The organism is Variovorax sp. S12S4, from assembly GCF_023195515.1.
In the GTDB taxonomy this organism is placed as follows: Bacteria; Pseudomonadota; Gammaproteobacteria; order Burkholderiales; family Burkholderiaceae_C; genus Variovorax.
In genome coordinates this window covers 2,638,787-2,660,210 of the sequence record NZ_JALPKR020000002.1, presented here as the reverse complement: position 1 = coordinate 2,660,210, position 21,424 = coordinate 2,638,787, and the positions used below count along the sequence as shown (strand labels likewise).

18 protein-coding genes and 1 pseudogene are annotated in these 21,424 nt (G+C 66.4%); all 19 read right to left on the bottom strand.

The features are described 5' to 3' along the window. Nucleotides 1-29: 29 nt before the first annotated feature. Nucleotides 30-953 carry a UDP-3-O-acyl-N-acetylglucosamine deacetylase gene (gene lpxC / locus M0765_RS13040; RefSeq protein WP_258504050.1) on the bottom strand — a complete coding sequence of 308 codons (924 nt, stop codon included), beginning with the start codon at nucleotides 951-953 and terminating at the stop codon, nucleotides 30-32. 201 nt (nucleotides 954-1,154) lie between these two features. Next, entirely contained in the window at nucleotides 1,155-2,375 is a 1,221-nt protein-coding gene (ftsZ, locus tag M0765_RS13035; protein ID WP_258504049.1) for a cell division protein FtsZ, read from the bottom strand. Between the two features lie 169 nt (nucleotides 2,376-2,544). Then, complete coding sequence (ftsA, locus tag M0765_RS13030) at nucleotides 2,545-3,774, bottom strand: cell division protein FtsA (RefSeq protein ID WP_007832444.1); 1,230 nt, start codon at nucleotides 3,772-3,774, stop codon at nucleotides 2,545-2,547. 23 nt (nucleotides 3,775-3,797) lie between these two features. Further along, nucleotides 3,798-4,586, bottom strand: coding sequence for a cell division protein FtsQ/DivIB (locus tag M0765_RS13025; RefSeq protein WP_258504048.1), 789 nt, complete (start codon nucleotides 4,584-4,586; stop codon nucleotides 3,798-3,800). A gap of 2 nt (nucleotides 4,587-4,588) precedes the next feature. Then, nucleotides 4,589-5,560, bottom strand: a complete 972-nt coding sequence (locus tag M0765_RS13020; RefSeq protein ID WP_258504047.1) for a D-alanine--D-alanine ligase — start codon at nucleotides 5,558-5,560, stop codon at nucleotides 4,589-4,591. Further along, nucleotides 5,557-6,999, bottom strand: a complete 1,443-nt coding sequence (murC, locus tag M0765_RS13015; protein WP_258504046.1) for a UDP-N-acetylmuramate--L-alanine ligase — start codon at nucleotides 6,997-6,999, stop codon at nucleotides 5,557-5,559. The genes M0765_RS13020 and murC overlap by 4 nt, the downstream gene beginning before the upstream one ends. Further along, nucleotides 6,996-8,060: an undecaprenyldiphospho-muramoylpentapeptide beta-N-acetylglucosaminyltransferase gene (gene murG, locus M0765_RS13010; RefSeq protein ID WP_258504045.1), complete on the bottom strand. Its 1,065-nt coding sequence runs from the start codon at nucleotides 8,058-8,060 to the stop codon at nucleotides 6,996-6,998. The genes murC and murG overlap by 4 nt, the downstream gene beginning before the upstream one ends. After that, nucleotides 8,057-9,355 carry a putative lipid II flippase FtsW gene (gene ftsW / locus M0765_RS13005; protein WP_258504044.1) on the bottom strand — a complete coding sequence of 433 codons (1,299 nt, stop codon included), beginning with the start codon at nucleotides 9,353-9,355 and terminating at the stop codon, nucleotides 8,057-8,059. Before ftsW ends, murG begins: the two co-directional genes overlap by 4 nt. After that, a complete protein-coding gene (gene murD, locus M0765_RS13000) occupies nucleotides 9,352-10,863 on the bottom strand; it encodes a UDP-N-acetylmuramoyl-L-alanine--D-glutamate ligase (protein WP_258504043.1) in 1,512 nt (503 codons plus the stop codon). The genes ftsW and murD overlap by 4 nt, the downstream gene beginning before the upstream one ends. A 353-nt stretch (nucleotides 10,864-11,216) precedes the next feature. Beyond that, nucleotides 11,217-11,558 (bottom strand): annotated as a pseudogene (locus tag M0765_RS12995) (UDP-N-acetylmuramoyl-L-alanine--D-glutamate ligase); the annotation flags it as partial. A gap of 8 nt (nucleotides 11,559-11,566) precedes the next feature. Beyond that, entirely contained in the window at nucleotides 11,567-12,745 is a 1,179-nt protein-coding gene (gene mraY / locus M0765_RS12990) for a phospho-N-acetylmuramoyl-pentapeptide-transferase (RefSeq protein ID WP_258504042.1), read from the bottom strand. A 15-nt stretch (nucleotides 12,746-12,760) separates the two neighbouring features. After that, a complete protein-coding gene (locus M0765_RS12985) occupies nucleotides 12,761-14,197 on the bottom strand; it encodes a UDP-N-acetylmuramoyl-tripeptide--D-alanyl-D-alanine ligase (RefSeq protein ID WP_258504041.1) in 1,437 nt (478 codons plus the stop codon). Continuing rightward, the gene (locus M0765_RS12980) at nucleotides 14,194-15,756 is read right to left on the bottom strand and encodes a UDP-N-acetylmuramoyl-L-alanyl-D-glutamate--2,6-diaminopimelate ligase (protein WP_258504040.1); all 1,563 of its coding nucleotides are present in this window, start codon (nucleotides 15,754-15,756) and stop codon (nucleotides 14,194-14,196) included. Before M0765_RS12980 ends, M0765_RS12985 begins: the two co-directional genes overlap by 4 nt. Before the next feature lie 2 nt (nucleotides 15,757-15,758). Further along, nucleotides 15,759-17,507, bottom strand: a complete 1,749-nt coding sequence (locus M0765_RS12975; protein ID WP_258504039.1) for a peptidoglycan D,D-transpeptidase FtsI family protein — start codon at nucleotides 17,505-17,507, stop codon at nucleotides 15,759-15,761. Continuing rightward, nucleotides 17,504-17,854, bottom strand: a complete 351-nt coding sequence (gene ftsL / locus M0765_RS12970; protein WP_258504038.1) for a cell division protein FtsL — start codon at nucleotides 17,852-17,854, stop codon at nucleotides 17,504-17,506. Before ftsL ends, M0765_RS12975 begins: the two co-directional genes overlap by 4 nt. A 1-nt stretch (nucleotide 17,855) precedes the next feature. Next, the gene (gene rsmH, locus M0765_RS12965) at nucleotides 17,856-18,779 is read right to left on the bottom strand and encodes a 16S rRNA (cytosine(1402)-N(4))-methyltransferase RsmH (RefSeq protein WP_258504037.1); all 924 of its coding nucleotides are present in this window, start codon (nucleotides 18,777-18,779) and stop codon (nucleotides 17,856-17,858) included. Nucleotides 18,780-18,787: 8 nt separating this feature from the next. Beyond that, a complete protein-coding gene (gene mraZ, locus M0765_RS12960) occupies nucleotides 18,788-19,216 on the bottom strand; it encodes a division/cell wall cluster transcriptional repressor MraZ (RefSeq protein WP_258504036.1) in 429 nt (142 codons plus the stop codon). 268 nt (nucleotides 19,217-19,484) lie between these two features. Then, on the bottom strand, nucleotides 19,485-20,813 hold the full coding sequence (gene hslU, locus M0765_RS12955; protein WP_258504035.1) for an ATP-dependent protease ATPase subunit HslU: 1,329 nt from the start codon (nucleotides 20,811-20,813) through the stop codon (nucleotides 19,485-19,487). Nucleotides 20,814-20,815: 2 nt separating this feature from the next. Then, nucleotides 20,816-21,361, bottom strand: coding sequence for an ATP-dependent protease subunit HslV (gene hslV / locus M0765_RS12950; RefSeq protein WP_026283873.1), 546 nt, complete (start codon nucleotides 21,359-21,361; stop codon nucleotides 20,816-20,818). Nucleotides 21,362-21,424 lie beyond the last annotated feature (63 nt).

The following is a 21,424-nucleotide window of genomic DNA, read 5'->3' as shown; positions in this document are numbered from 1 at the left end:
GTGAAACGAGGAACTGAAGAACCTGCCTGCTACCAGGCCCGCGCCACTTCGCCGAAACCGCGCGGTGCGCGCTTCTCGTCTTCGAAAGTCACGACCTCATAGGCATCGCTATTCGCCAGCAGTTCGCGCAGCAGCTTGTTGTTGAGCGCGTGGCCCGACCGGAACGCGGTGTACGCCGCGAGCAGCGGCTTGCCGATGATGTACAGGTCGCCCATCGCATCAAGAATCTTGTGCTTCACGAACTCGTCGTCGTAGCGCAGCCCGCCGGCATTGAGCACCTTGGTGTCGTCCATCACGATGGCGTTGTCCAGCCCGCCGCCGAGCGCCAGGCCCTTGCTGCGCATGTACTCGACTTCCTTCGTGAAGCCGAAGGTGCGGGCGCGCGCAATGTCGCGGCTGTAGGAATCCTTGCCCAGGTCGAACTCCACGCGCTGGCCGGTGGAGTTGACCACGCGATGGTCGAAGTCGATCTCGAAGCTCAGCTTGTAGCCGTGGTACGGCTCAAGGCTCGCCCACTTCTCGTTGGCGCCCTCGCCTTCGCGCACCTCGACCTTGCGGGTTACGCGAATGAAGCGGCGCGGCGCCTTCTGCAGCTCGATGCCCGCGCTTTGCAGCAAGAACACGAACGACGAGGCCGATCCGTCGAGGATCGGCACTTCGTCGGCCGTGATGTCGATGTAGAGGTTGTCGATGCCCAGGCCTGCGCAGGCCGACATCAGGTGTTCGACCGTCTGCACTTTCGCGCCGCCAGTAGAAACGGTGGAAGCCAGGCGCGTGTCGGTCACCGCCTCGGCGGTCATGCGGATGTCGACCGGCTCGGGCAGGTCGACGCGCCGGAACACGATGCCCGTGTCCGACGGAGCCGGGCGCAGCGTGAGCTCCACGCGCTGTCCGCTGTGAAGCCCCACGCCCACGGCGCGGCTGATCGACTTGAGAGTTCTTTGTTGCAGCACGCCCGCGATTTTAGGCGGGCGACGGGCATGGCGGCCTATGCCCCTCGCTATGGCACCGATAGACATAGGTTCTATTTCAAGCGGGGCGATGGACGCAAAGGGCACGAAGCGAACGCAGCGCCTAGGGCGGCGGAAGTCCCTTTCAGGTCTTCCCCGTACCCCTTGCGAACCTTCGTGCCCTCTGCGTTCGGTGGCCCGGCCTCAGTCAGCCTGACGGCGCAGGAATGCGGGGATCTCGAAGTCGTCCATGCCGCCCGAAGACAGCGCGTCCACCTTGGCCGCGGCCATTGTGCGGTTGGTACGCCACACGCTGGGAACCGCCATGCCGTCGTAGTTGGGCTGGCTCACGCCGTGGCCACCGTGGCCTGCATGGCCCGTGCCGCCGAGCGTGGGCACGTTGAACGGGATGTTGTCGGTGCCGGTGCGGATCACTTCGAGCGTCGGTGCCTGGCGGCGTGCGTCGGCGCGCGAGAGGCCGGTGGCCACCACGGTCACGCGCATTTCGTCGCCCAGGCTCTCGTCGTAGGCGGCGCCGTAGATCACGTGCGCATCGGGCGAGGCGTAGGCGCGGATGGTGTTCATCGCGAGCTTCGACTCGTTCAGCTTCAGCGAACCCTTCGACGCGGTCACCAGCACCAGCACGCCCTTGGCACCCGAGAGGTCGATGCCTTCGAGCAGCGGGCAGGCCACGGCCTGTTCGGCGGCGATGCGGGCGCGGTCCGGGCCGGCAGCGGCTGCGGTGCCCATCATGGCCTTGCCTGGCTCGCCCATCACGGTGCGCACGTCTTCGAAGTCGACGTTCACGCCGCCGTACTCGTTGATGATTTCCGAGATGCCGCCCACGGCGTTCTTCAGCACGTCGTTCGCATGCGCGAAGGCTTCGTCCTGGGTGATGTCCTCGCCCAGCACGTCGAGCAGCTTCTCGTTGAGCACCACGATCAGCGAGTCGACATTCGCCTCGAGCTCGGCCAGGCCGGCGTCGGCGTTGGTCATGCGGCGACCGCCTTCCCAGTCGAAGGGCTTGGTCACCACGCCCACGGTGAGGATGCCCATTTCCTTTGCCACGCGTGCGATCACGGGTGCGGCGCCGGTGCCGGTGCCGCCGCCCATGCCAGCCGTGATGAAGAGCATGTGCGCGCCGTCGATGGCTGCGCGAATATCGTCCACCGCGGCTTCGGCCGCGTCACGGCCCTTGTCGGGCTTGCTGCCCGCGCCCAGGCCGCTTGTGCCCAGCTGAATGATCTTGTGTGCGTTGCTGCGCTGGAGCGCCTGCGCGTCGGTGTTGGCGCAGACGAACTGAACGCCCTGCACGCCGCGCTCCATCATGTGAGCGACGGCATTGCCGCCACCGCCGCCGACTCCGATCACCTTGATCTGAGTGCCTTGGTTGAATTCTTCGACTTCGATCATTTCGATGGTCATTTCTAACTCCTTGAATTTGCAGTTGCCGTTGTGTATCTATGAATTTTTCTGGTGTCTTGACGAGTTCAACGTAGCCGTCGTCGTGGCGGTGGACCTGTGCGCCGCCATCGCTCGTTGAAATGCAATGGGGGACCGCCACGTGCGAGCCAGAGTGGGGAGTGATTCATGCTCAGAAGTTCCCCACGATGAAGTCCTTGAAACGTCCGAACGCAGTCTTTACGGATCCGTTCTTCTGCGCGACCTTGAAGCCGCGCATGCGTGCGAAGCGCGCTTCTTCGAGCAAACCCATCACAGTGGCGGCGCGCGGCTGCGCGACCATGTCGGACAACGCGCTCGAATACTTCGGAATGCCGCGCCGCACCGGCTTCAGGAAGATGTCTTCGCCAAGCTCGACCATGCCTGGCATCACGGCGCTGCCGCCCGTGAGCACCACGCCCGACGACAGCACCTCTTCGTAGCCCGACTCGCGCACCACCTGCTGCACGAGCGAAAAGATTTCTTCGATGCGCGGCTCGATCACGCCGGCCAGTGCCTGCTTGCTCAGCATGCGCGGGCCGCGGTCGCCGAGGCCGGGCACTTCCACCTGCGTGTCGGGGTCGGCCAGGAGCTGCTTGGCATAGCCGTTCTCGACCTTGATGTCTTCCGCGTCCTTGGTGGGCGTGCGCAGCGCCATGGCGATGTCGCTGGTGATCAGGTCGCCCGCGATCGGAATCACAGCCGTGTGGCGAATCGCGCCGTTGGTGAAGATGGCCACGTCGGTCGTGCCCGCGCCAATGTCCACCAGCACCACGCCAAGCTCGCGCTCGTCTTCGGTCAGCACCGCCTGGCTCGAGGCCAGCGGGTTCAGCATCAGCTGGTCGACCTCCAGGCCGCAGCGGCGCACGCACTTGATGATGTTCTCAGCCGCGCTCTGCGCACCGGTCACGATGTGCACCTTGGCTTCGAGCCGCATGCCGCTCATGCCGATAGGCTCCTTCACGTCCTGGCCGTCGATCACGAACTCCTGCGGCTCCACCAGCAACAGGCGCTGGTCGCTCGAAATGTTGATGGCTCGCGCGGTTTCCACCACGCGGGCCACGTCGGCGGGCGTCACTTCCTTGTCCTTCACGGCCACCATGCCGCTCGAGTTGATGCCGCGGATGTGGCTGCCGGTAATGCCCGTGTAGACGCGGCTGATCTTGCAGTCGGCCATCAGCTCGGCCTCTTTCAGGGCCTGCTGGATGCTCTGCACGGTGGCGTCGATGTTCACCACCACGCCGCGCTTCAGGCCGTTGCTCGGCGCAATGCCGAGCCCGGCCAGCTTGAGTTCACCGCCGGGCAGCACCTCGGCCACCACCACCATCACCTTGGCGGTGCCGATGTCGAGTCCGACAACCAGGTCTTTGTATTCTTTGGGCATTGAATGTCCTCGGTATTCGCTATTTACTTCTTCTTGGTCTTCGGGTCGGTAACGACCGTGGTGACGCCACGAAGGCGCAACGCATAGGCATCGTTGTGGCGCAGATCGGCCCCTTCGACGTCCGCCGCGGTGCGGTGGTATTGGCCCGCGACCTGGGTCACGGTTTTCAGGAAACGCTGCGCACGGGCGGCCACCTCTTCGGGCTGCCCGCGGCCAAGCTCGATCTCGGCGCCGCTGTTCAGCACCACCTTCCAGCTGCCCCGGCTCGAAAGCGTGAGCTCGTCGACGCTGAAGTCGTAGGGCTGGAAAATCGGCGCAATCACGCGGTACATGCCCAGCACCTGCCCGGCCTGCTCGATGGGACCGTCGAGCCGCGGCAGGCGGTCGTCCACCTCGGCCACGTTGGCTTCGAACACGTCGCCAAAGCTGTTGATCAGCTTCGAGCCTGCTTCGTCGCCCCAGTTGGCCACGGGCACCTGCTCGGTCAGGGTGACGCGCAGCTTGTTCGGAAACTCGCGCCGCACCACCGCCTTGCGCACCCAGGGCACCGACTCGAAGGCCGTTCTTGCACGGGCGAGATCGACCGTGAAGAAGTTGCCCGAGAGCTGTGGCGCCACGTTGGCGCGCAGGGTCACTTCGTTGTTGTGCGTCACGTCGCCGTCGACCTTGATGCCGGCAATGGGAAAGAACGGCTGCCGCAGCACCCACCATGCGCCCGCCGCAAGCAGCATGAGCGCCACCACCGCGAACGCGAGGTTCGAGACGATGTTCATGAGCTTGACGTCGAACGGCGCCTGGATGCTGTCGGCCATGGCTATTGCGTTCCCCCTGTGGAGTCCAGCGAAGCCGAGGTCAGCACGCGCAGGCACAGGTCTTCGTAGGCAATGCCCGATGCGCGCGCCGACATCGGCACCAGCGAGTGGCTGGTCATGCCGGGCGAGGTGTTCATCTCGAGCAGGAAGGGCTTGCGGTCGCTCGCGCGAATCATCACGTCGGCACGGCCCCAGCCGCGGCAACCGAGCGTGTGGTACGCGACCAGCGTGATGCGCTGGATCTCGCGCTCCTCGGCTTCGGCGAGGCCGCTCGGGCAGTGGTACTTCACGTCGTCGGTGAAATACTTGTTCTGGTAGTCGTAGGCGCCTTCGGGTGCGGCAATGCGCACCACGGGCAGCGCGCGCGCATCGAGCCCCTGGCCGAGCACGGCGCAGGTCACTTCCTCGCCCTCGATGAATTCCTCGCACAGCACATCGGCGTCGTATTTGGCCGAAAGCGCCACGGCGTCCTGCATCTGCGAGTAGCCCTCGACCTTGGTCACGCCGATGGACGAGCCCTCGCGCGGTGGCTTCACGATCAGCGGCAGGCCCAGCACGTCGGGCACGGCGCGAATCTGTTCGCGGCTTTGCTGATCGAAAGCCAGGCGCACGTATTTCGGCGTCGGCAGCCCATCGGCCTGCCAGATGCGCTTGGTCATAACTTTGTCCATGGCCACGCTGGAAGCCATCACGCCCGAGCCGGTGTAGGGAATGCCGAGCAGCTCGAGCGCGCCCTGCACCGTGCCGTCTTCGCCATGCCGCCCGTGCAGCGCGATGAAGCAGCGCGCAAAGCCGTCGCGCCGAAGCTCGACCAGATCGCGCTCCGACGGATCGAAGGCATGCGCATCGACGCCGCGCGAGCGCAGGGCCTCGAGCACGCCGTTGCCCGACATGAGGGAAATTTCTCGCTCGGCGGAGCTTCCGCCGAACAGCACGGCCACCTTGCCGAATTGCTTTGGATCTTGAAGAGTCATTGGGTAACCTCCGCGCCGCGCGCTGCGGTGGCAAGTTCGACCACCTTGCCGGGCACCGCGCCGATGGAGCCCGCGCCCATGCAAAGCACCACGTCGCCGGCGCGCGCGTTGTCCGCAATGGCCTGCGGCATGGCGTTGATGTCGTCCACGAACACCGGCTCCACCTTGCCTGCCACGCGCAGGGCACGCGCCAGCGAGCGGCCGTCGGCGGCCACGATGGGCGGCTCGCCGGCGGCGTACACCTCGCCCAGCAGCACCGCGTCGGCATTGCCGATGACCTTGACGAAGTCTTCGAAGCAGTCGCGCGTGCGGGTGTAGCGGTGCGGCTGAAAGGCCAGCACCAGCCGGCGGCCCGGGAAGGCGCCGCGCGCGGCGGCAATGGTCGCGGCCATTTCGACCGGATGATGGCCGTAGTCGTCGATCACGGTGAAAGTGCCCGGCGCATCCACGCCGGCCTGCCCCTGCACGGCCACATCGCCGTAGCTCTGGAAGCGGCGGCCCACGCCCTTGAAGCCGGCCAGCCCGCGCTGCACCGCTTCGTCGGGAATGCCGAGTTCCACCGCCACCGCGATCACCGAGAGCGCGTTGCGCACGTTGTGCTCGCCAGGCAGGTTCAGCACGATGGGCAGGTCGGGCAGCGTGACGCCGTTGCGGCGCTGCGCCGTGAAATGCATCTGCGCGCCCACGGCGCGCACGTCGACCGCGCGCACCTGGGCGCCTTCGTCGAAACCGTAGCTGGTGACCGGGCAGGTGACCTCGCCGACGATGTCGCGCACCGCCGGATCGTCGGTGCACAAGATGGCCACGCCGTAGAACGGCATGCGGTGCAGGAAGTCGACGAACGCCTTCTTGAGCTTCGCGAAGTCGTGCCCGTAGGTTTCCATGTGGTCGGCATCGATGTTCGTGACCACCGCCATCACCGGCAGCAGGTTCAGGAACGAAGCGTCCGACTCATCGGCCTCCACCACGATGTAGTCGCCGCTGCCGAGCTGTGCGTTGGCGCCGGCGCTGTTCAGGCGGCCGCCGATCACGAAGGTCGGGTCGAGCCCGGCGGCTTCGAGCACGCTCGCCACCAGGCTGGTGGTGGTGGTCTTGCCGTGCGTGCCGGCAATCGCGATGCCCTGCTTCAGGCGCATCAGCTCGGCCAGCATCATGGCGCGCGGCACGACCGGGATGCGCTTCTCGCGCGCGGCGAGCACCTCGGGGTTGTCGGACTGCACCGCCGTGGAGGTCACGACGGCGTCGGCGCCCTCGATGTGCGCGGCCGCGTGGCCCACGAAGGTACCGATGCCCAGGCTCGCGAGCCGGCGCAGCGTGGCGCTGTCCGCCAGGTCGGAGCCTGTGATGCGGTAGCCCAGGTTCAGCAGCACTTCGGCAATGCCGCTCATGCCCGAGCCGCCGACGCCCACGAAGTGAATATGACGAATCGCGTGCTTCATTTGGCAAGCTCCTCGCAGGCGCGGACGACCGCTTCCACGGCTTCGGTCTTCTGCATGGTTTTGGCCTTGGCGGCCTTTTCGATCAGCGCGGTGCGCTCGGTTTTCTGTAGCAAGTCAGCCAGCAATTCAGGAGTGAGGTCGGTCTGCTGCACCAGCCAGCCGCCGCCCGCATCGACGAGGAAGCGCGCGTTGGTGGTCTGGTGGTCGTCGACCGCCGAAGGAAAAGGCACGAACAGCGCTGCTGCGCCGACGGCCGCGATTTCTGTGACGGTGCTGGCCCCGGCACGCGCGACGATGATGTCGGCGTCGGCATAGGCCTGCGCGGTGTCTTCGATGAACGGCGTGAGTTCGCCTTCCACGCCGGCGGCGGCGTAGTTGGCGCGCAGTTCGTCGATCTGCTTGGCGCCGCTCTGGTGCAGCACCGTGGGGCGGGTGCCCGGCTCGATGCGCGCGAGCGCCTGCGGCACCACGGCGTTGAGCGCCTTGGCGCCCAGGCTGCCGCCGACCACCAAGAGCCGCAGCGGCCCGCTGCGGCCCGCAAAGCGCACGGCCGGCGCGGGCTGAGAGGTGAACGCCGCGCGCAGCGGGTTGCCCACCCACTGCGCCTTCTTCAGCACATTGGGAAAAGCAGTGAACACCCGATCGGCCACGCCCGCGAGTACCTTGTTGGCAAGGCCCGCGACCGAGTTCTGTTCGTGCAGCACCAGCGGCTTGTTGAGCAGCACGCTCATCATTCCGCCCGGGAAGGTGATGTAGCCGCCCAGGCCCACCACCACGTCGGGCTTGACGCGGCGCACCACGCCAAGGCTCTGCCAGAAAGCACGAAGGAGCCGCAGCGGCAGCAGGAACAGCGTGAGCGGCCCCTTGCCGCGCACGCCGCCGAACTGGACCGGCTCGAAAGCGAAGCCGCGCGGCGGCACCAGTTTTTCTTCCATGCTGCCGGGCGCGCCCAGCCAGTGCACGCGCCAGCCGCGCTCGCGCAGGGCCTCGGCCACCGCGAGTCCCGGAAAGATGTGGCCGCCCGTGCCGCCGGCCATGACGAGTGCTGTGCGGCCTGTCATATGCGGCCTCCACGCATCAGCACACGATTCTCATAATCGATTCGCAGCACTACCGCCAGAGCCACCAGGTTCATCAGGATGGCCGAGCCGCCGAAGCTCATCAGCGGCAAGGTCAGCCCCTTGGTCGGCAGCGCGCCGAGGTTCACGCCCATGTTGATGAAGGCCTGGAAGCCGATCCACACGCCCACGCCCTGCGCCACGAGCCCCGAGAACACGCGGTCGAGTGCGATCGCCTGGCGGCCGATGTGCATGATGCGTCGGGTCAGCCAGAGGAACAGGCCGATGATCAGCAGCACGCCGACCAGGCCGAACTCCTCGCCAATTACGGCCAGCAGGAAGTCGGTGTGCGCCTCGGGCAGCCAGTGCAGTTTTTCAACGCTGCCGCCCAGCCCCACGCCGAAGATCTCGCCGCGGCCGATGGCAATGAGCGAATGCGAGAGCTGGTAGCCCTTGCCCAGCGCATGCTCCTCGCTCCACGGGTCGAGGTACGCAAAGATGCGCTCGCGCCGCCACGGGCTGCTGGCCACGATGGTGCCGAAGGCCACCACCACCAGCGCGGCAATGACGAAGAACATGCGCGCGTTCACGCCGCCCAGGAACAGGATGCCCATGGCGATCACGGCAATCACCATGAAGGCGCCCATGTCGGGCTCGGCCATCACCAGCATGCCGACCACCACTACTGCAATGCCCATCGGCAGCACCGCGCGGAAGAAGCGCTCCTTGATTTCCATCTTGCGCACCATGTAGCTGGCGGCATAGAACACCATTGCGAGCTTGGCGAGTTCGGACGGCTGAAAGCGCATGAAGCCCAGCGGCAGCCAGCGCCGCGCGCCGTTCACGTTGATGCCGATGTGCGGAATGAGCACCGCCACCAGCAGCAGCAACGAGGCCACGAAGAGCCAGGGCGCAGAGCGCTCCCACGTCTTCATGGGAATCTGGAAGGCCAGCAGCGCCGCGATGAACGCCACCGCCACCGACGCCGCATGCCGCGTGAGGAAGAACACCGGGCCGTATCCCGCGCGTGCGAAGCGCGGGTTGTCCGGTAGCGCAATGGAGGCTGAGTACACCATCACCAGGCCCCAGGTGAGCAGCGCGACGGTCACCCAGACCAGCGCCTGGTCGAAGCCCAGCACACGCATCGGCGTGGCCTTGGTCTGCGTAACGCCGGCGCCGCCCAGCCGCACCGGCAGGTGCATGGGCAAGGCGTCGATGCCGCTGCGCGCGCGCCCGAACCAGCCACCGAAACGGGTGGGCTTGGCGTTGGGCGTGGCGCCGGCGGCTGTGGTGTTCAAACCGGGTCTCCCGAGGAAAAGTCGGAATCGTTCGACGACGAGGCCGCTTCGCGCGGGTTGTCCGCGAGCGTCTGCACGGCTTCGCGGAACACCGCGGCGCGGTGTTCGTAGTCCTTGAACATGTCGAAGCTCGCACAGGCCGGTGACAACAGCACGGCATCGCCGGGGTTGGCGCGCGCGGCGGCCAGGTTCACGGCTTCTTCCATCGAGCCCGCATGCATCAGCGAGACGCCGGTGGAGGCCAGCGCCTGTTCGATCAGCGGCGCGTCGCGGCCGATGAGCACCACGGCGCGCGCAAACTGGCGCACCGGCTCGGCCAGTGGTTCGAAGTCTTGTCCCTTGCCTTCGCCGCCGAGGATGACGACCACGCGCCGGTCTTCGCCCAGGCCGCTCAGGGCGGCGGCCGTGGCACCGACGTTGGTGCCCTTGCTGTCGTCGAAATACTCGACATCGTCCACCAGCGCGATCGGTTCGACCCGGTGCGGCTCGCCGCGGTATTCGCGCAGGCCATAGAGCATGGGGCCGAGTGGGCAGTCGGCGGCGCTGGCGAGCGCAAGTGCAGCCAATGCGTTCATGGCGTTGTGGCGCCCGCGAATGCGCAGCGCGTCCGCAGGCATCAGGCGCTGAAGGAAGATTTCTTCTTCCACCACCGCGCCGCGCTTGCGCTTTTGCGTTTCGTCGGCTTCCAACGCGCGCACCAGCCAGGCCATGCCGTTGACGCGCTCGATGCCGTAGTCGCCCGGGCGCAGCGGCATCGCGCTGCCGAAGGTAATGTGCGTGCGGATCTGCGGACGCTGCAGCTTCACCCTGACGGGCGCGGGCAACATCCCCATCACGCCCGGGTCGTCGCGGTTCAGCACCATAAGGCCTTGCGCGCCGAAGATGCGCGCCTTCGCAGCCGCGTACGCGGGCATGTCGCCGTGCCAGTCGAGATGGTCCTGCGTGAGGTTGAGCACCGTTGCGGCCGTGGGCTCGAAGCCCTGCACGCCGTCGAGCTGGAAGCTCGAGAGTTCGAGCACCCACACGTCGGGCAGCGTCTCGGCGTCGATGTGTGCAGCCAGCGTGTCGAGCAGCGTCGGGCCGATGTTGCCCGCCACCGCTACGGTCTTGCCCGCGCGCTCGACCAGCTGGCCCGTGAGCGCGGTGACGGTGGTCTTGCCGTTGGTGCCGGTGATGGCAAGCACGGCGGGCGTGTAGCCCTTCGGTGCCGGCGGCTCTTCGATCGGCACCAGTGGGAGCTGGGCCGTCGGCTCTTCCTCGACGGCGGCGGAAGCCGGATTGGAGGCGGCGAGCTCGGCAATCTTGGCGACGAATTCGGCGGCTTCCCTGGCCGCGGTAGGCACGTAGGGCTTGCCGGTGCTCGGCAGCCTCGAAACGGTAGCGGGCGCCGGCGATGCGGCGGTCGCTTCAGGTGTTTCTGCGTTCGGCGTTTCTGCGTTCGGCGCTTCGTCCGAAGGCGGCGAAACAGGAATGCTCAGAGAAGGATCGCGCGGCATGGCTTCCGCCATGGCGGGGTTGCCGCAAGCTCGCCTTCGGTGGCCGCCTCGGCCGGCGCTTCCGTTGGCCCGGGTGTTGCCGGCGCTTCGGTTGCGTTCGTTGCTTCGGTGGATTCCGTGGCTTCGACTGCCGAAGCCGTCTCTGCAGCTTCAGGCGCTTGCGCAGCAGCTTCGACCTGCCCGGTCGATTCCGGCACTTCGGCCGCTTCAGCCTCGACAGGTGCAGCTGCCGGCGGTTCCACGTCCAAGGCCAGTTCGGCCTGCGCTTCAGGCTCCGCAACTTCCACGGGCACTTCCGCAGCGGGCTCGGCTTCGGCCGGCGCTTCCACTTCGGGCTCCGCTTCCACGACCGGCACTTCGACCGTTCGCAAATCCTGCAGCGCGCGCGCAAAGAGGTCGAGCTCGCCGCCGACCGGCAGCCCCACGGCGCGCGCCGCATCGGCAACCGGTGCGATGGTCGCGGGCGAAAGGCCCGGCGAACGGTAGACGGCCCGGATCGGCGTGCCTTCGATCAGCGCGGCCGAAAACGGTCCGCCGACGAACGCCACGTCGGGCAGCTCCGCCTGCAGCGTAGCAAGCAGCGCGGGTGCCTCGCGTGTATCGGCCACGGTCACCTGCGCGCCGTGGCGTGCGCACCAGCGCGCCATCGCCAGCCCGGACGCACCAAGGCCGAGGATCAATACGGGGAGGTCTTTCAGGTGTCGCATGTGCCCGCTCACCGCAGCTTCAGCGTTGAAAGACCCACGAGGCACAACAGCATCGTGATGATCCAGAAGCGCACCACGACCTGCGTCTCGCGCCAGCCGCTTTTCTCGAAGTGGTGGTGCAGCGGCGCCATCTTGAGCACGCGCCGGCCCTCGCCGTAGCGCTTCTTGGTGTACTTGAAGTACATGACCTGGGCCATCACCGAGATCGCCTCGACCACGAAGATGCCGCCCATGATGAAGAACACGATCTCCTGGCGCACGATGACCGCGATGGTGCCCAGCGCGCCGCCGAGCGCCAGCGCGCCCACGTCGCCCATGAAGACCTGCGCCGGATGGGTGTTGAACCAGAGAAACGCCAGCCCCGCACCGGCCATGGCCGAGCAGAACACCAGCAACTCGCCCGAGCCCGGAATGTTGGGAAACAGCAGGTACTTGGAATACACGGCGCTGCCGGTGACATAGGCGAACACGCCCAGCGCCGAGCCCACCATCACCACCGGCATGATCGCCAGGCCGTCCAGGCCGTCTGTCAGGTTGACGGCATTGCTTGCGCCCACGATCACCAGGTAAGTGAGCACCACAAAGCCGATACCGCCGAGCGGATAGCTCACTTCCTTGAAGAACGGCACCAGCAGGTTGATCTTCGGCGGAAAGTCGAGATCGAAACCCGACTGCACCCAGGCGAAGAACAGCTGCAGCACGCGCCAGTTCGAGCTTTCGGAAATGCTGAAGAGCAGGTAGAAGCCGGCGATCAGGCCGACCACCGACTGCCAGAAATACTTCTCGCGCGAGCGCATGCCTTCCGGGTCCTTGCGCACCACCTTGCGCCAGTCGTCGACCCAGCCGATGGCGCCGAAGCCCATCGTCACCCACAGCACGATCCAGACGAAGCGGTTCGACAGGTCGAACCACAGCAGCGTGGCAAAGGCGATGGCAAACAGCACCAGCACGCCGCCCATGGTGGGCGTGCCGCTCTTGGTCAGGTGCGTTTCCATGCCGTAGCCGCGCACCGGCTGGCCGATCTTGAGCGCGGCCAGGCGGCGGATCACATACGGACCGGCGACCAGGCCGACCACCAGCGCCGTGAGCGCGGCCATCAGCGCACGGAAGGTGAGGTACTGAAAAACGCGCAAAAACCCGAACTCGGGCGACAGTGTTTGCAGCCATTGGGCCAGGCTCATCAGCATGTTGTTTTGCGCGGCTCATGCGTCATGACCGGCCTCCTTTTGTTGTTGTCGTGATTGCTCGATGGCCTGCACCACCCGCTCCATCTTCATGAAGCGCGAGCCCTTGACCAGCACGCTCCCGACCTGCGGCAAGCGCGCGAGCACGGCGGCGTTGAGCGCATCGATCTCCGCGAAGTGCCGGCCATCGCTGCCGCTGCTTCCACCGCCGAATGCGGCAATGCTGTGCGCCGTTTCGGCACCCAGCGCGTACACGGCCTCGATGCCGCGCTGCCGCGCCCAGTCGCCCACCTCGGTATGAAATTCGAATGCGTGGTCGCCCACCTCGCCCATGTCTCCCAGCACCAGCAGGCGCGGGCCAGGCAGCGCCGCGAGCACGTCGATGGCGGCGCGCACGGAATCGGGATTCGCGTTGTAGGTGTCGTCCACAAGCGTGAGCGAATGCCCGCCGGGCAGCACAACCTCGCTCGCCTTGGAACGGCCCTTCACTGGTTCGAATTTGGTGAGGCCCGCTGCAATGGTTTCGAGCGAAACCCCGGCCGCAAGCGCGCAGGCGGTGGCCGCCAGCGCATTGACGACGTTGTGCCGGCCCGCAATGTGCAGGCTCGCATCGAAGTCTCCCAGCGGCGTGCGAATGCCGACCTGCCAGGCGCCATGCCCCCAGTCGGCACGGACCAGCGAAATATCGGCGTCCGGCTGCTCGCCGAAGGTCATGCACCGGGGCGATGCGCCGTCACGTGCCATGTCGTTCCACAGCGGACTGAACTCGTCGGCATGCGGGAACACGGCGGTGCCACCCTCCGGCAAGAAGGAAAACACCGCACCGTTTTCGCGCGCCACCGCATCGACGGTGGCCATGAACTCGAGGTGTTCGCGCTGGGCGTTGTTCACCAGCGCAATGGTCGGGCGCGCAATGGCGGCCAGGCGTGCAATCTCGCCCGGGTGATTCATGCCCAGCTCGACCACTGCATGCTGGTGCTTGGCCCGCAGGCGCAGCAGCGTCAGCGGCACGCCGATCTCGTTGTTGAAATTGCCGGCCGTCGCCATGGCACGGTCGGCCCTGAAGGCGACCAGGATGGCCGCGATCATTTGCGTGACGGTGGTCTTGCCGTTGCTGCCGGTCACGGCGATGAGCGGCAGATCGAACTGTGCGCGCCAGCGTGCGCCCAGTGCACCGAGGGCCGCGAGGGAATCGGGCACCTCGAGACCGGCCAGGCCGGCAGCCTCCAGCCCATGGTGCGCAATGGCGGCCACGGCACCGTGCGCCTTGGCGTCGGCCAGGAATTCATTGGCGTCGAAGCGCTCGCCCTTGAGCGCCACGAACAGGTCGCCCTGCGACAGCGTGCGGGTGTCGGTGTGAACGCGGGCAATCGCGGTTCCGGGGTCGCCCACCAGGCGCGAGCCGGGAATCCACTGCTGCGCCTGGGCCAGCGTGAGCATCATGGCGTCGCTCATGCGGCACCTCGCTGGGCGAGCGCGTCCTGCGCGTGGATGCGGTCGGAGAACGGAATGCGCTGGCCGGCAATTTCCTGCCAGGCTTCATGGCCCTTGCCGGCGATGAGCACCACGTCTTGCGGCGCGGCCTGCGCAATGGCGTCGGCAATGGCGGCCGCCCGGTCGGGCTGCACCTGGGCCGCTTCGGGGCGCGAGAGGCCGAGCAGCACCTGGCTGATGATCGCGTCGGGGTTCTCGCTGCGCGGGTTGTCGCTGGTCACGATCACGCGGTCGGCCTGGCGCTCGGCCACCGCCGCCATCATCGGCCGCTTGATCGGGTCGCGATCGCCGCCGCAGCCGAACAGGCACCAGAGCGTGCCGCCGCGCTGCTGCGCGAGCGGGCGCAAGCCGGCCAGCGCCTTGTCGAGCGCGTCGGGCGTGTGGGCGTAGTCGACCACCGCCAGCGGCGCACCCGCACCGGCACTCACCCGCTCCATGCGGCCCGGCACGCTGCCGAGATTCGCGCAAGCCGCCACGGCCTCCGCGAGCGTAAGACCCAACGCGCGCAGCGTGCCCAGCACGCCCAGCAGGTTGGCCACGTTGTACTGGCCGATCAGTCCGGTCGAGATGCGCTCGACGGCATCGGTGCCGTGCTCGGCCACCAAGAACTGAAGCCCCTGCGCGTCGTAGCCCACGTCGCGTGCCATCAACCGCGCCGGAGAACCGGCGGCCGAAACGGTCCACACGTCGAGCGCGCCGACGCCGGCTTCGATCAGGTTGGCGCACAGGCTCGCGCCGTGCACGTCGTCGATGTTGATGACCGCGGCGCGCAATCCGGGCCAGCGGAACAGCTCGGCCTTGGCTTGCCAGTAGGCCTCCATGCTGCCGTGGTAGTCGAGGTGGTCCTGCGTGAAGTTGGTGAACACGGCCACGGCAATACGCGCGCCGTCGAGCCGGCGCTCGGCAATGCCGATCGACGATGCCTCGATGGCGCAGGCGCCGAAACCGCGTTCGACCAGCGCGCGCAGTTCGCGCTGCATCATTACCGGGTCGGGCGTGGTGAGGCCGGTGTAGGTGAGCTCCGGCGGCACGCCGATGCCCAGCGTGCCCATGACCGCGCAGGGCGACGGCACGCTGCGCTCGGTGCTTCCGTCGAGCCGCAGGGTGCGAACGCCGCCGGGCACGGTCAAGGTGGACAGCGCTTCGGCCAGCCACCATGCGGTCGACGTCTTGCCGTTGGTGCCCGTGACGGCCAGCACTTCGAGCGCGGCCGAGGGGTTGCCGTAGAACGCGGAGGCGATCGGGCCCGTCGCAGCCTTGAGGCCCGGGTAGCTTGCGATGCGGTCGCTGAATTCGCCCTGGTCGAAGCCGAAGGCTTCCACGCCTTCGTGCTCGACCAGGCAGGCCGCGGCACCTTGCGCCAGTGCAGCCGCCACGTGCTTGCGCCCGTCGGTTGCGGCGCCGGGCCAGGCAATGAAGCCGTCGCCGGCGCCTACGGGCCGGCTGTCCGCATGCAGCGCACCCTGCACGCGCTCCTGGAGCCAGAGCGCGGCGAGCTGGGGAGAAGTGAGTGTCAGCATGCTCAGAAGCTCTCGTCGACGCCTTGCGTCACCACCAGAGGTTTGACCGCGAGATCGGGCGCAACGTTCATCATGCGCAGGGTCTGCTGCACGACTTCGCTGAAAACAGGCGCGGCGGCCACGCCGCCGAAGTACTGGCCGTCGCTCGGCTCGTCGATCATCACGCCGACGATGATGCGCGGCTTTTCGATGGGCGCCATGCCGGTGAACCACGCGCGATATTTGTTGCTTGCGTAACCTTTGCCAACCTGTTTGTGCGCCGTGCCCGACTTGCCGCCGACCGAATAGCCGATGGTCTGCGCGCGCGTGCCGGTGCCGCCCGGCCCTGCGGCCATCTGCAGCATCTTGCGCACCGCCAGCGCGTTCGAGGGCGAGAACACCCGCACGCCGACGGGCGGCTCGTTGCTCTTCAGAATGGTGACCGGAATGATCGCGCCGTCGTGCGCGAAGGCTGTGTACGAATGCGCCATTTGAAACAGCGACGCCGACAGGCCGTAGCCGTAGGCCATGGTGGCTTGCTCGACCGGCTTCCAGGTCTTCCAGGGGCGCAGTCGCCCGGTCACCGCCCCGGGAAACTGGATCTGCGGCTTCTGGCCGTAGCCGAGCGCGGTGTAGGTGTCCCACATTTCATGCGGAGACATCTTCTGCGCGATCTTCAGCGCGCCGACGTTGCTCGACTTCTGGATCACGCCTTCGACTGTGAGCGTGCCGTAGTTGTGCGTGTCGCTGATGGTGAAGCCGCCCATTTGGTAGCGGCCTGGCGAGGTTTCGATGAGCGTGGACGGCTTCACGCGGCCGGCCTCCAGCGCCATGGCCACGGTGATCGGCTTCATGGTCGAGCCGGGCTCGAAGGTGTCGGTGAGCGCGCGATTGCGCAGCTGTTCGCCGGTGAGGTTCTGGCGCTTGTCGGGCACGTAGCTCGGGTAGTTGGCCAGCGCCAGCACTTCGCCGGTCACGGCGTCGAGCACCACCACGCTGCCGGCCTTGGCACGGCGCGCCGTCACGGCGTCGCGCAGCTTTTGATAGGCGAAGAACTGCACCTTGCTGTCGACGCTGAGCTGGATGTCCTTGCCGTCGACCGGCGGCACCTGCTCGCCCACGCCCTCGACCACGCGGCCCAGGCGATCCTTGATGACGCGGCGCGAGCCGGCCTTGCCGGCCAGCTCCTTGTTGAAGGAAAGCTCGATGCCTTCCTGTCCGTTGTCTTCGACGTTGGTGAAGCCCACCACGTGCGCGGCAGCCTCGCCCTCGGGGTACTGGCGCTTGTATTCCTTGCGCTGGTAGATGCCCTTGAGGTTGAGCGCGGCAATCTGCTTGGCAATGGGCTCGTCGACCTGGCGCTTGATCCAGACGAAGGTCTTGTCTTCGTCCTCGAGCTTCTTGTCGAACTCCTTCTGCGGCATTTCGAGCAGCTTGGCCACCTGCTTGAGCTTGGCGCGCACCTCGGGATCGTCGCGCTCGATGTCTTCCGGAATGGCCCAGATGCTCGGCGCCACCACGCTGGAGGCCAGGATGAGCCCGTTGCGGTCGAGAATGCGCCCGCGGTTGGCCGGCAGCTCCAGCGTGCGCGCAAAACGCACTTCGCCCTGCCGCTGGAAGAAGCTGTTGTTGAAGACCTGCACGTACGCGGCCCGGCCCGCCAGCACGACGAAGCCGAGCGCAATGCCGGCCACGATGAACTTGCTGCGCCAGACCGGCGTCTTGCTCGCGAGCAAGGGGCTTGTGGTGTAGCGGACGCTGCGGCGGCTCATCGCTGGGGCCTCGCTGCGGTGGGCTTTGGCGCGGGCGCGGCCGGCGGCGCGGGCGGCGGGGCAACCACGGCCGGAATGACCGTGCCATCGGGCCGCACGTACTGCGTGATGGCCGGCGTGGTGGTGCGCATCTGAAGCTGTTCCTTGGCGAGCTTTTCAACGCGCAGCGGCGTGGCCTGGGCGCGCTTTTCCACTTGCAGCCGGTCGTGGTCGAGCTCGAGGCGACGCGCTTCCTGCTGCGAACGGTCGAGCTCGGTGTACAGCTGGCGCGACAGGTACTGCGTGTGCACAAGGTACAGCGCCGTCGCAACGACGGCCAGCAGCAGGAGCAGGTTGAGGCGTGTCATGTCAAACAGCCTCGGTGCGCTCGGCCACGCGCAGGATGGCGCTGCGCGAGCGCGGGTTGCCGCTCACCTCTTCGGCCGAGGGCTTGATGCGCTCCAGCGCATTGAGCTTCATTACCTTGGGCGCCGCGAAAGGCGCACGCCGGTCGTACACCTCCTTGGAGTGCTTGGCGATGAACTGCTTCACGATGCGGTCTTCCAGCGAGTGGAAGCTGATCACCGCGAGCCGGCCGCCGGGCTGCAGCACCGACAGGCTCGCCTCTAGCGCCTGTTGCAGCTCTTCAAGCTCGGCGTTGATGAAAATCCGAAAAGCCTGAAATGTGCGCGTTGCAGGGTTCTGGCCCTGCTCGCGGGTTTTGACCGTGCCAGCCACGAGCTCGGCCAGTTCGGTGGTGGTTGAAATTGCGCCCCGTTCTTGTCTGCGAGCAACAATCGCCTTTGCAATCTGAACAGCAAACCGTTCTTCGCCATAGTCACGGATCACCTCTGCAATCTGCTGAAGTTCGGCTGTTGCCAGCCATTCGGCCACGCTCTCGCCGCGCGTGGTGTCCATGCGCATGTCGAGCGGGCCGTCGAAACGAAAACTGAAACCGCGCACCGGGTTGTCGATTTGCGGCGAACTCACGCCCAGGTCCATCAGCACACCCGCCACGCTGGCATCGGGCAATTCACCCAGCGAACGGAATCCCTGGTGCCGGATGGAAAAACGCGCATCCGAGATGCGCGCTGCTTCGGCCACCGCTTCCGCATCCTTGTCGAATGCGATCAGCCTGCCTTCCGGAGCCAGCCTCGCGAGAATGGCGCGCGAATGCCCTCCGCGCCCGAACGTCGCGTCCACGTAGGTGCCGGTCGCCGCGGTGCTGCCGGAAAGAAGGGCTTCCACCGCTTCGTTCAGCATCACGGTTGTATGAATCCATGGAGTGTTCACACAAGCCCTCAGAACGCGAAGTCCTGAAACACATCGGGCATCTCGCCCTGGGTGGCCTCGGCCTCCTTGGCCTCGTAGGTGGCCTTGTCCCAGAGCTCGAAATGGTTGCCCATGCCCAACAACAGCGTCTCGCGCGTGATGCCGGTGGCCACACGCAGTTCGGGCGACACGAGGATACGGCCGGTGCCGTCCATCTCGACGTCCATGGCGTTGCCGAGGAAAACGCGCTTCCACCACTGTGCCGACATCGGCAATGCGGCGATGCGCTCGCGGAATTTCTCCCACTCGGGACGCGGGAACACCATGAGGCACCCGTGCGGGTGCTTGGTGATGGTGAGCTGGCCGTTCGCCGTCGCGCTCAGGACGTCACGATGCCGGGTCGGCACGGAGAGCCGCCCCTTGGCATCGAGACTGAGCGATGAAGCGCCTTGAAACACGACCAGGACCTTTGTGTTGGGAAGGCCGCGGCACCCGAAAGGGGCGCCATCCGCACTTTTTCCCACTTAACTGCACTTTTTTGCACTGTAGCAGGAAACACTTCACGCGCAACTGGTCGTTGGTGGTATTTTTTGTAATGGAATCAACGACTTAGCGCCGATTTCCAAACCTGGAAATCGGCGAATTTCGTTGAAAAAGAAGTACTTAGCTCACGCAATGAATGTAATGCGTGAAGCGCAACCCCGTAACAGGGGCTGCAAAGGGGCTTCAGAGGATGAAGCGCGAAAGGTCTTCGTCGTGACTTAGTGCCGCAAGGCGCTCGTCGACGTAAGCAGCATCGATGCGGATGGTCTGTCCGCCGATGCGGGTGGCATCGAAGCTTACCTCATCGAGCAGCCGTTCCATCACGGTCGACAAACGGCGTGCGCCGATGTTCTCGGTGCGCTCGTTCACTTCGAATGCAATGGCCGCCAGGCGGTTGACGCCCTCGGGCGTGAACTCGAGCGTGACGCCTTCGGTTGCAAGCAGCGCCTGGTACTGCTTCACGAGCGAAGCGCGCGTTTGCGTGAGGATGCTTTCGAAGTCCGCCACCGAGAGCGACTGCAGTTCGACGCGGATCGGAAAGCGCCCCTGCAGCTCGGGAATCAGGTCGCTCGGCTTGCTGAGGTGAAAGGCGCCGCTCGCAATGAAGAGCATGTGGTCGGTGCGCACCACGCCGTACTTGGTGGTGACGGCCGTGCCCTCGACCAGCGGCAGCAGGTCGCGCTGCACGCCCTGGCGCGACACGTCGGAGCCCTGGGCTTCGCTGCGCGTGGCGACCTTGTCGATCTCGTCGATGAAGACGATGCCGTTCTGCTCGGCATTGGTGATGGCCTGGGTGCGAATTTCGTCTTCGTTGACCAGCTTGGCGGCCTCTTCGTCGATCAGCAGGCGCATGGCCTCGGCGATCTTGAGCTTGCGCGTCTTGCGCTTGCCGCCGCCGAGCTGGCCGAACATGCCGCGCAGCTGCTCGGTCATTTCCTCCATGCCCGCCGGGCCCATGATCTCTAGCGGAGCGCGGGTCTCGGCAAGGTCGAGCTCGATCTCCTTGTCGTCGAGCTGGTGCTCGCGCAGCTTCTTGCGGAAGGCCTGCCGGGTGGGGTTGGGCCCATCCAGCGCCGGCGCGGCGCCGTCGCTGCCACGCGCGGGCGGCAGCAGCACGTCGAGAATGCGTTCCTCGGCGGCGTCTTCAGCGCGGGCGCGCACCTTGGCGCTTTCGGCTTCGCGCGTCTGCTTGACGGCGATTTCGGCCAGGTCGCGAATGATCGAATCGACGTCCTTGCCCACATAGCCCACCTCGGTGAACTTGGTCGCTTCCACCTTGATGAAGGGCGCATCGGCCAGCCGCGCGAGGCGGCGCGCAATTTCGGTCTTGCCCACGCCCGTGGGGCCGATCATGAGGATGTTCTTCGGCGTGATCTCGGTGCGAAGCTTTTCTTCGACCTGCTGGCGGCGCCAGCGGTTGCGCAGCGCAATGGCCACGGCGCGCTTGGCGGCCGGTTGCCCGACGATGTGGTTGTCGAGCTCGGAAACGATTTCCTGCGGGGTCATGGACATGGTCAGAGCGCTTCCACCGTGTGGTTCATGTTCGTGTAAATGCAGATTTCGCCGGCTATCGCGAGCGATTTGCGCACAATTTGCTCAGCCGTCAGGTCCGTGTTGTCGATCAGCGCCTTGGCGGCCGACTGCGCATACGCACCGCCCGAGCCGATGGCGATGACGCCGTCTTCAGGCTCCAGCACGTCGCCGTTGCCGGTGATGATGAGCGAGGTGGTGGCGTCAGCTACGGCCAGCATGGCTTCGAGCTTGCGTAGCACGCGGTCGGTGCGCCAGTCCTTGGTGAGTTCGACCGCGGCGCGGGTCAGGTGGCCCTGGTGCTTTTCAAGCTTGGCCTCGAAGCGCTCGAAGAGCGTGAAGGCGTCGGCCGTGGCGCCGGCAAAGCCAGCCAGCACCTTGCCGTGATAGAGCCGCCGCACCTTGCGCGCCGTGCCCTTGATGACGATATTGCCGAGAGTGACCTGCCCGTCCCCGCCAATGGCGACTTGGTCGCCCTGGGGGGTCTTGCGGCGCACGCTCACGATGGTGGTGCCGTGAAACTGTTCCATCGAAGCCATCTGGGGATGCCGCGGGGCAATGCAACCCCGTCCGGCGCAAGTCGACCGGGCGGA